General features: G+C 44.6%; 9 protein-coding genes. 7 read left to right on the forward strand and 2 right to left on the reverse strand.

From position 1 onward, the window contains the following. From PX636_RS20730 to PX636_RS20745, 4 genes are all read left to right on the forward strand, one after another. On the forward strand, positions 1-345 hold a 345-nt coding region (locus tag PX636_RS20730), incomplete at its 5' end, for an RNA-guided endonuclease InsQ/TnpB family protein (RefSeq protein ID WP_288118633.1). Between the two features lie 106 nt (positions 346-451). Further along, positions 452-1,981, forward strand: a complete 1,530-nt coding sequence (gene zwf / locus PX636_RS20735) for a glucose-6-phosphate dehydrogenase (protein WP_288118636.1) — start codon at positions 452-454, stop codon at positions 1,979-1,981. Between the two features lie 105 nt (positions 1,982-2,086). After that, a complete protein-coding gene (gene opcA, locus PX636_RS20740) occupies positions 2,087-3,442 on the forward strand; it encodes a glucose-6-phosphate dehydrogenase assembly protein OpcA (RefSeq protein WP_004162783.1) in 1,356 nt (451 codons plus the stop codon). A gap of 259 nt (positions 3,443-3,701) precedes the next feature. Further along, on the forward strand, positions 3,702-4,286 hold the full coding sequence (locus PX636_RS20745) for a Uma2 family endonuclease (RefSeq protein WP_012267001.1): 585 nt from the start codon (positions 3,702-3,704) through the stop codon (positions 4,284-4,286). Positions 4,287-4,423: 137 nt separating this feature from the next. On the opposite strand, the gene PX636_RS20750 is transcribed toward PX636_RS20745, so the two are convergent. Next, on the reverse strand, positions 4,424-5,632 hold the full coding sequence (locus tag PX636_RS20750; protein WP_002757146.1) for a phosphoglycerate kinase: 1,209 nt from the start codon (positions 5,630-5,632) through the stop codon (positions 4,424-4,426). Between the two features lie 163 nt (positions 5,633-5,795). On the opposite strand from PX636_RS20750, the gene PX636_RS20755 reads away from it, so the two are divergent. From PX636_RS20755 to PX636_RS20765, 3 genes are all read left to right on the forward strand, one after another. Next, entirely contained in the window at positions 5,796-6,206 is a 411-nt protein-coding gene (locus tag PX636_RS20755) for a universal stress protein (RefSeq protein ID WP_004162780.1), read from the forward strand. A gap of 254 nt (positions 6,207-6,460) precedes the next feature. Continuing rightward, complete coding sequence (locus tag PX636_RS20760) at positions 6,461-6,943, forward strand: photosystem I reaction center protein subunit XI (RefSeq protein WP_012267003.1); 483 nt, start codon at positions 6,461-6,463, stop codon at positions 6,941-6,943. Between the two features lie 56 nt (positions 6,944-6,999). Next, positions 7,000-7,116 (forward strand): photosystem I reaction center subunit VIII, encoded by a 117-nt coding sequence (locus PX636_RS20765; RefSeq protein ID WP_004162778.1) that lies wholly within the window; start codon positions 7,000-7,002, stop codon positions 7,114-7,116. Positions 7,117-7,298: 182 nt separating this feature from the next. Here PX636_RS20765 and PX636_RS20770 read toward each other — a convergent pair. Next, positions 7,299-9,325 (reverse strand): ATP-binding protein (locus PX636_RS20770; RefSeq protein WP_288118640.1); only part of this gene is annotated, 2,027 nt, incomplete at its 5' end.

The following is a 9,325-nucleotide window of genomic DNA, read 5'->3' on the forward strand; positions in this document are numbered from 1 at the left end:
AATATGGTGAAAAATCCTAAGCTTGCTAAATCTATTCAAGATGCGAGTTGGTCAATGTTCACCGATTGGCTAGACTATTTTGGGAAAATACACGGGAAGTTTGTGGTAGCGGTGAACCCACAATACACTAGCCAACAATGTTCTAGTTGTGGTAATATTGTCAAGAAAACATTATCTGTAAGAACTCATGTTTGTTCTTGTGGGTGTGTCTTGGATAGAGACGAAAACGCCGCTATAAACATTCTCGCACGGGCAAATACTGTCGGGCGGACAGAAATTCAAGCCCTCGGACAGACTACCCACTGTCTATTAGGTGAAAGCTTAGTAGATAAGGTAACTGGATGAACAGGGAATCCCGAAGCGCTTAGTGCGATGGGAGCGTCAATTTAGGTATCCCGTCGAGTATTTTCGCTAGACTGGAAAATAATGCACCTCGGCTAGACAAAATCCTATGGTAAAGCTGCTCGAAAATCCTCTCCGAGTGGGATTGCGACAAGAAAGAACCCCAGAACCCCTAATTTTAGTCATTTTTGGGGCATCGGGAGACTTAACCCAAAGAAAACTGGTTCCTGCTCTCTATCAACTGAAACGGGAAAGACGACTACCGGCCGAATTAACCATCGTCGGTACAGCGCGCCGAGAGTGGAGTCATGATTATTTTCGCCAACAGATGCGCCAAGGCATCGAAGAATTTTCCGACGGGATTGGCAGTGAGGAATATTGGCAAGACTTCGCCCAAGGGTTGTACTATTTCCCCGGCAACATGGACGATCCGGAAAGTTACGCCAAAATGAAAGTCTTTCTGGAAGAATTAGACGGAATCCGGGGAACCCGTGGCAATCGAGTCTTTTATCTAGCGGTTTCTCCTAATTTCTTCCCTCCCGGTCTTAAAAACCTTGGCGCGGCGGGAATGCTGAAAGACCCAATTAAACACCGCTTAGTGATCGAAAAACCCTTTGGCAAAGACCTCAGTTCTGCCCAAGTTCTCAATCGAGTCGTACAAGAGGTTTGTCAGGAGAACCAAGTTTATCGCATTGACCACTATTTAGGCAAGGAAACCGTCCAAAACTTATTGGTGTTCCGATTTGCTAACGCTATCTTTGAACCCCTCTGGAATCGTCAATTTATCGATCACGTCCAGATTACCGTGGCCGAAACCGTGGGAGTGGAGGAGCGGGCCGGATATTACGAAAAATCGGGAGCTTTGCGGGATATGGTGCAAAATCACCTGATGCAGTTATTCTGCTTAACGGCGATGGAAGCACCCAACGCTATTAACGCCGATAGTGTCCGTGGCGAAAAAGTCAAAGTCCTGCAAGCGACTCACCTGGCCGATATTAATAACCTGGAAAAATCCGCCATCCGCGGCCAGTATAAAGCCGGTTGGATGAAAGGAAAACCCATTCTGGGCTATCGGCAAGAACCGGGGGTTAATCCCGAATCGACCACCCCCACCTACGTGGCCATGAAATTAATGGTAGATAACTGGCGTTGGCAGGGTGTCCCCTTCTATCTGCGTACGGGTAAACGTCTGCCGAAAAAAGTTTCCGAGATTGCCATCCAATTCCGCAATGTGCCGTTATTAATCTTCCAATCGGCAGCCCAACAAACTAATGCAAATGTACTGAGTCTCCGGATTCAGCCTAACGAAGGTATTGCCCTCCGTTTTGAGGCGAAAATGCCGGGGTCAGAATTACGCACGCGCACGGTAGAAATGGACTTTAGTTATGGTTCCTCCTTCGGTGTTGCCAGCGCTGATGCCTATAATCGGCTACTTTTAGACGCTATGCTAGGAGATCAAACCCTATTTACCCGTTCTGACGAGGTAGAAGAAGCATGGCGCATCGTTACTCCCGCTCTCGCCGCTTGGGACGCTCCCTCTGATCCCGCCTCCGTACCCCAATACGAAGCGGGTACCTGGGAACCCACAGAAGCGGAATTTCTCCTTAACCGCGATGGCCGTCGTTGGCGACGACTCTAAAACAGTGAACAGTAATCAGTAATCAGTGAGCAGTAAACTAAAAACTCACATCTGATAACTGATAACTGATAACTGATAACTGATAACTGATAACTGATAACTGACATGACTACCCAAAGCCCCCCCATTGTCTCCCTGCAAGCACCGAAAGATGTTTCCATCGATGTGATCGAGCAGGAACTGCGCGATATCTGGCAATCCTATAATAATAATGAGGATGGTATGGCCGCCACCCGGGCCACCACCTTTAGCTTTATTGTCTATGAACCCGACGCAGTACAGGAATTGTTAACCCTTCTCGGCTATTACACCGGCCCGATTGATGGTATTGCCGGTCCGCGGACTCACGCCGCCATCAAAGTCGCCCAGAAGGACCTAGAACTAGAAGTAACTGGGCTTTCTAGCGATGAATTTGTCGCTCGGTTAAGGGCGGCCTGGGAAGCGGAAAAAAACGCCGAGGATGGGGCTAATCATCGTCAATACGCCGCCGATTTGGATGCGATTGGGGTGGCAGATGCGATCGCTGCTTCCAATCCCTGTCGCATTATTACCCTCTGTCCCACCGCCGAGGCCGATGAAGGGGTAAAAGCCTCTGTTTCTGCCTATTGTCCCGTCAACAAACGTAGTCAGAACACTTTAGTTTGCTGTGAATACGTCACTTTAAGCGGCACAGCGGAAGCCTTGGAACGAATTGGCGGCATTATTTCCGAGTTAACTATTCCCAGTTTGCCCAAATTTCTCTGGTGGAAAGCCAGTCCGGATGCGGAATATGGACTATTTAAGCGTCTGGCCAGTCAATGTGATACGATTATCGTCGATTCCAGCACTTTTCGGGAACCGGAAACGGAACTGCTGCAAGTGGGGGATTTATTAGCAACAGATGTACCATTAGCTGACCTGAACTGGAGTCGTCTCGCTCCTTGGCAAGAACTAACCGCCGAGGCTTTTGATCCACCGGAGCGCCGGGATGCTATTCTGGAAGTCGATCGCATCACTATTGATTACGAAAAGGGCAATCCTTGCCAAGCTTTTATGTTCCTCGGTTGGATGGCCAGCCGGTTACAATGGCGACCGGTGGGATATAGTCACCGGTCGGGAGATTACGCTATTCATCGGATTAGCTTCCTCGGTCAGGACCAGCGTTTAATTGAGGCGGAATTAGCCGGTGTTCCCGTGGCCGATTGGGGTGAGGTACAAGGGGATCTGATTAGTATTAAACTCACTTCTACTAATCTTCAGGCTGATTGTTGTACGGTAATTTGTTCGGGAACTACTGGCTGTATGCGGATGGAAGCTTCGGGAGGGGCCCAATCTTGCCGCGTTGAACAAGTGTCCCATCTGGAAGACCAAAAAACAGAAACTCTGCTAGGTAAACAGTTACAGCGTTGGGGCCAGGACGTGCTTTATCAAGAAAGCATGAAAGTCACTAGCGCTATCCTCAAATTATCCCAACCGGATTAGCAAATTAGCGATAATAATCCCACCCACTTTGAAGAGACCTTGTTAACAAGGTCTCTCGATATTTATACAGCAGTCAGCACCTGATTAAAACCGATAATTATAAGTAGGTAGGCGTTAAAAATTATCAGACACCCCCCTTATCAAGGGGGGCAGGGGGGATCGAACCTAAAATCCATTTTTAATTTAATTATAACCAGCTACTTACCTTTTCAGAAAACAGGTTATCATAAAAACAGAGCTTTGCTTTCAAGGGGGCAATATGGTCGCAACCACTGAGAAACGCTACACAGTCGCAGAATACTTTCAACTAGAGGAAACTGCCACCGACAGACACGAGTATCGAGATGGAGAAATTATTATTATGACTGGGGGAACTCCTAACCATAATCGCATTGCGGGAAATTTTTATAGAAGATTTCCCTTAACTATCCAGAATCAAGCCTATGATATATTTATCACCGATCTACGCTTGGCAATACCCGCCTATAATATGTACACCTATCCCGATATTATGATCGTTAAGGGAGAACCAATTCTTGAAAGAGGACGCACCGATACGATTACCAATCCACAGGTGATTATCGAGGTTTTATCAAAATCTACTCAAGACTATAATCGGGGTGATAAGTTTAAATTTTATCGCTCTCTTAATAGTTTTGAAGAATATATTTTAATCGATCAATATGGTTATTATATAGAACAGTTTCATAAAAGAGGCGATCATTGGGCATTTCGGGATTATCACGCTCAAGAAGCGATTTTAACTTTGTTTTCTCTAGATTTTCAAATATCCCTGACAGATTTATATCAGCGGGTGGATTTTACCGCAATTGAAGTATCCTAGTGGCTCAACTATTTATGGTTTGCCGCAAAAGTCCTGGTATGATTAACTCCCAATCCAACTTTAAAAACCCACTCCCTAATTCATAAAAAAAGGTGGGGCAACACCCACCTTGTTTAAACCTGAGATATTAGCGATAATTAGGCTTCATCGAGGGCGGCAATACCGGGTAAAACCTTCCCTTCGAGTAATTCCAAACTAGCGCCACCACCGGTGGAAATATGGCTCATTTTTTCCGCCACTCCCACTTTTTCTACCGCCGCTACCGAGTCACCACCACCGATAATGGTAGTTGTACCCGTAGCAGTTAAATCGGCTAAAGTGTGAGCGATCGCATCTGTACCCGCCGCAAATTTATCGAACTCGAACACCCCCATGGGGCCATTCCAGAGGACAGATTTACAGTTAGATAAAGCTTCTTGGAAAACTTTAACTGATTCAGGTCCAATATCCAATCCCATCCAACCATCGGGAATATTTTCGACCTTGACGATTTGGGACTCGGCATCTTTATCGAATTTATCCGCTAACACCACATCGGTAGGAAGGAGGAATTCCACTCCTTTTTCTTTAGCTTTCGCTTCCAGGGATTTGGCTAATTCCAGTTTGTCCTCTTCCACCAAAGACTTACCAACACTTAAACCGCGGGCCTTGTAGAAAGTAAAGATCATACCGCCACCGATGAGCAGTTTATCGCACTTTTCCAATAAAGTTTCGATCACGCCAATTTTACTAGAAACCTTAGAACCGCCGATAATCGCCGCTAGGGGACGTTGGGGAGTTTCAATAGCTGCTTGTAGGTAGTTTAATTCTTTTTCAATCAAATAACCCGCCACCGAGGGGCTGAGATAGTGGGTAACGCCTTCCGTAGAAGCGTGGGCGCGGTGGGCGGTACCAAAAGCATCATTAACGTATAAATCGGCGTTAGCGGCTAATTTTTTGGCAAAATCGGGATCATTTGCCTCCTCTTCACCGTGGAAACGCAGATTTTCTAAAAGGGCCACTTGACCGTTAGACATTTGACTAATCGCTGCCGTCACTCCCTCACCAATACAATCGGGACACATGATTACTTCTTGGCCCAATAATTCCGAGAGACGTTTAGCTACAGGGGTCAGACGCAAATTTTCTTTAACTTGACCGTCGGGGCGACCCATGTGGCTGCATAAAATAACCTTAGCCCCTTTTTTGATTAAATCCTCAATCGTTGGTAGTGCCGCCCGAATGCGGGTATCATCGCTGATTGCCCCGGTGGCTTTGTCCATGGGAACGTTAAAATCGACCCGGACTAAGACCCGTTTGCCCGCTAAATCAGCTTCTGTTAAATTCGCTACTGTTTTTTTTGGCACAGCCCATAACCTCCTAGATTGCTTACCGTACAATAAAGATTAAATCAGGGTATCGCTACTTGCGGCAATTACTTTGACAAAGATTATTTCAGATTTGGGGATCAGTTTTGCAGTTCTAAGACTGATTTGCCCAGAAAAATTTGATTGGAGAGACTTGCTAATTATGTTTGAGACGATTTTATTTCCCATCGACCACAGCCGCGAAAGTCGTGACGCGACCAGTAGTGTGATCGAATTAGTCAAAATCTTTGACAGTCGTTTGATCCTGTTGTCGGTGGTGGAAACGACACCCACCGGAGAAATTGCCCCCGACGATAAGATGAGTTCGATCGAAGCGGTGGATCGATTGTTACAATCGGCGCGGGCGATTTTCGCCCAAGCTGGCATCAATGCGGAAATGATTGAAAGGGAGGGAATGCCTTCTTTTGTCATCTGTGATGTGGCCGATGAAATTAATGCCGACCTGATCGTTATGGGTTGTCGCGGTTTAGGATTAACCAGCGAAGGTGTGTCCGAAAGCGTCACCACTAAAGTTATTAACCTTGCCCCCTGTCCAGTGTTGATTATCCCTTAATCAGTGAGCAGTGAGCAGTGAGCAGTGAGCAGATGTGAGTTTTCAGTTCACTGTTTACTGTTTACTGCTCACTGAAAAAAAGCTCCCCACTCCCTTCTCCCGAGAGAAATGTAACGAATTGTGAGAGTTTCAGCCGTCAACCCTTGAAAACTCGATCGATGGGGTTGCTTGAAGTAATTCTTAGGCCTAAAGTGTAATCTTAAAGTTTTATGATCAATTTTCCTGTTGATCGGAAAAAGGAGAACTCAAACACAATGGCTGAAACTGGATACAAACAGGTGGTGACACCCTACAATGATGATCCGTTCATTGGTCATCTAGCTACCCCCATTTCCGCTTCTGGTTTTACCAAAGCTTTTATTGGTAACTTACCTGCCTATCGTCCCGGTCTAGCTCCGATTCTGCGCGGTCTAGAAGTGGGTATGGCCCACGGTTATTTCCTCGGTGGTCCCTGGGTTGTCCTGGGCCCCTTGAGAGACTCCGAATATGCCAATATCGGCGGCTTAATCCCCGCTTTAGCCATGGTTCTTTTGGCTACGGGTTGTTTAGCTAGTTATGGTCTTGTCTCTTTCCAAGGTAAGGCCGCTAGTAATGATCCGCTGAAATCGGCGGAGGGTTGGAGTCAATTCGCCGCCGGTTTCTTTATCGGTGGTATGGGTGGCGCTTTTGTGGCCTATTTCCTCCTAGAAAATCTTGGTGTCGTTGATGGCATCATGCGCGGGGTTTTTAATCAATAATTAACCCTTTTTCTACCTGTTATCATTTCCTTATTTTTTTACTAGGAGCGTTTGACATGACTGGTGACTACGCAGCTTCTTATCTGCCTTGGATTTTAATCCCGATCGTCTGTTGGTTAATGCCAGCCGTGGTTATGGGTTTGTTATTTATCTATATCGAGAGTGAATCCTAATTTAGCTCTAGGATTCCTACAATTAAGAGCTTGAAAATTAGCTATTTGATAGTTAGTTTTCAAGCTCTATTTTCTGAGGAAAAAAGAAAAAATTGACCAGATGAAAATGGGTAAAACCCTACACCCCACACCCTACACCCCACACCCCACACCCACAAAAAACTTTTTGCCGCAAACCCCACTTATAAAGCGGTTAGATAGCGGATTTTTTCCAACAATAGGGAGGGTTGAATGGGTTTGAGGAGATAGTCGTCAATGCCATGACGACCGAGAAAATTAACGCTGATTTCAGGGGTATCATTCAAGATTAGCACTTTACTGGCTTGAGTTTGGCGGGATTTTTTTAAAAGATGACAGAGATGATATATATCTGGCATTTTTCGATCGACAATTATAATACTTGGCTGCACGATCTCAATTTTTTTGATAGCGGAGACACTATCGATTAACCAAATAACTTGATAATGTGCCACCATCAATAACTCACAAATAAGATTGGCGATTTCTTCGTCACTTTCAATCAAAACTATAGTGGGATGGTGGTGATTAAAATGGGGATTATTATCCGAGGGTTGGGGTTTGGGGGGCTTTTGTTGAGGTAAACGGACGGTAAAGATGGAACCTTTATCTAAGCAAGATTCTACCTCGATCGTGCCGCGATGGAGTTCCACTAATTGTTTAGTTAAAGCCAGTCCTAATCCCATACCACCATAACGACGTTTGCGGGAGCCATCCAATTGGGTAAATTTTTCAAACAGAAGCGGTATTTTTTGAGCAGGAATGCCGATGCCCGTGTCCTCTACCTGAAAAATGACCTGACTGCCTTCTTTCCACAGTCTCAGCGTGACAGCACCCTGTTCGGGGGTAAATTTCAGGGCATTTTTTAACAAGTATAAAAGTATCTGCTGAACTCGATCATAATCGGCGTAAAAATAATGCTCTTTTTCGGTAATTTTCATCTCTAAAATCAGATTAATTTCTTTAATTTCTGCCTCCATTTTAATAATTTCTAAAACATGATTACAGAGATATTTTAGCGAAAATTGTTTAATATCTAAAACAGCTTTCCCCGCCGAAACTTGCGAGAAATTAAGCAAGTCATTAATTAATTCTAATAGTTTATTGCCGTTATCCTGAATAACTTTTAGATAGTGTTTTTGTTTGTCGGGGGGTAAAAAATTATTGGCTGCCGAGCATTTTTGCAGGGTACTGGACAAACCGATAATACAAGTTAGGGGAGTTAATAACTCATGACTAATATTATTTAAAAATTCACTTTTGCAGAGGTTAGCGGCTTCTGCGGCCATTAAAGTATCTTGTAATTCTTGGGTTCTTTCTATTACCCGGCGTTCAAAAATATCTTTTTGTTCCTGTACTTGAGAATATAATTGCGCTTGATAGATAGCGATGGCGAGATGTTCACCAATCTGACCTAAAAATTTCTTTTCTTGCGGCAACCATTGGCGTTTTTCTTGACATTGATGGGCAATTAATAAACCCCACAATTCTTCTTGTACCACAATCGGGGCGATTAATTTTGATTGCACTTGGTGTTGTCGCAAAAATTCCGACAAACAGAAGGAAGAAGAATAGTTAGCATCCACATCATCTACGGCCAGAATTAATCCTTGACGGTACTTTTCTTTGTATTGGGGAATATAGGAAAAACAATCGTCTTCGGGGGTTAAATTTAACACCGAATTTATCTGTTCAGAAATGCGCGACTCGGAAGTTATTTTTCCCTTTACCTCACTGGTACTGGGAAAAAATTGATAAATTAACAATCGGTCCACTTGCAGAAACTCTCGCGCTTCCCTGACTACGGTTTCCAGAATCACCGGTAACTCCAGACTCTGACGCATTTGGGTGATGACTTGGTTTAATAATCTTTCCTGTTGGATTTGTTGGGATAGGGCAGCTTCTACTGGTTGACAAACGGAGAAGATGCGGGAACAATCTCTATCAGCAGACGGAGAAGAAATTATCGAGAGAATTTTGACTAAAATTTTATTTTGAAAACTGCTGACATTAATGGATAGAGGCAGATTTAAAATTTGATAACCCTGCTGAATTTTTGGGTTGTGGAGAGACTTGACGGACAGTCCTTGCAGAAAATTTTTAATCGTGTTCGCTTCAAAACTAATGCGGACTTCGTACTGAAAATTATGCCCTTGGGGACTGGCTAACAATAAAGCTTGTAGGTCAGTGG

The organism is Microcystis sp. M53598_WE2 (assembly GCF_030067735.1).
GTDB classification, from domain to species: domain Bacteria; phylum Cyanobacteriota; class Cyanobacteriia; order Cyanobacteriales; family Microcystaceae; genus Microcystis; species Microcystis aeruginosa.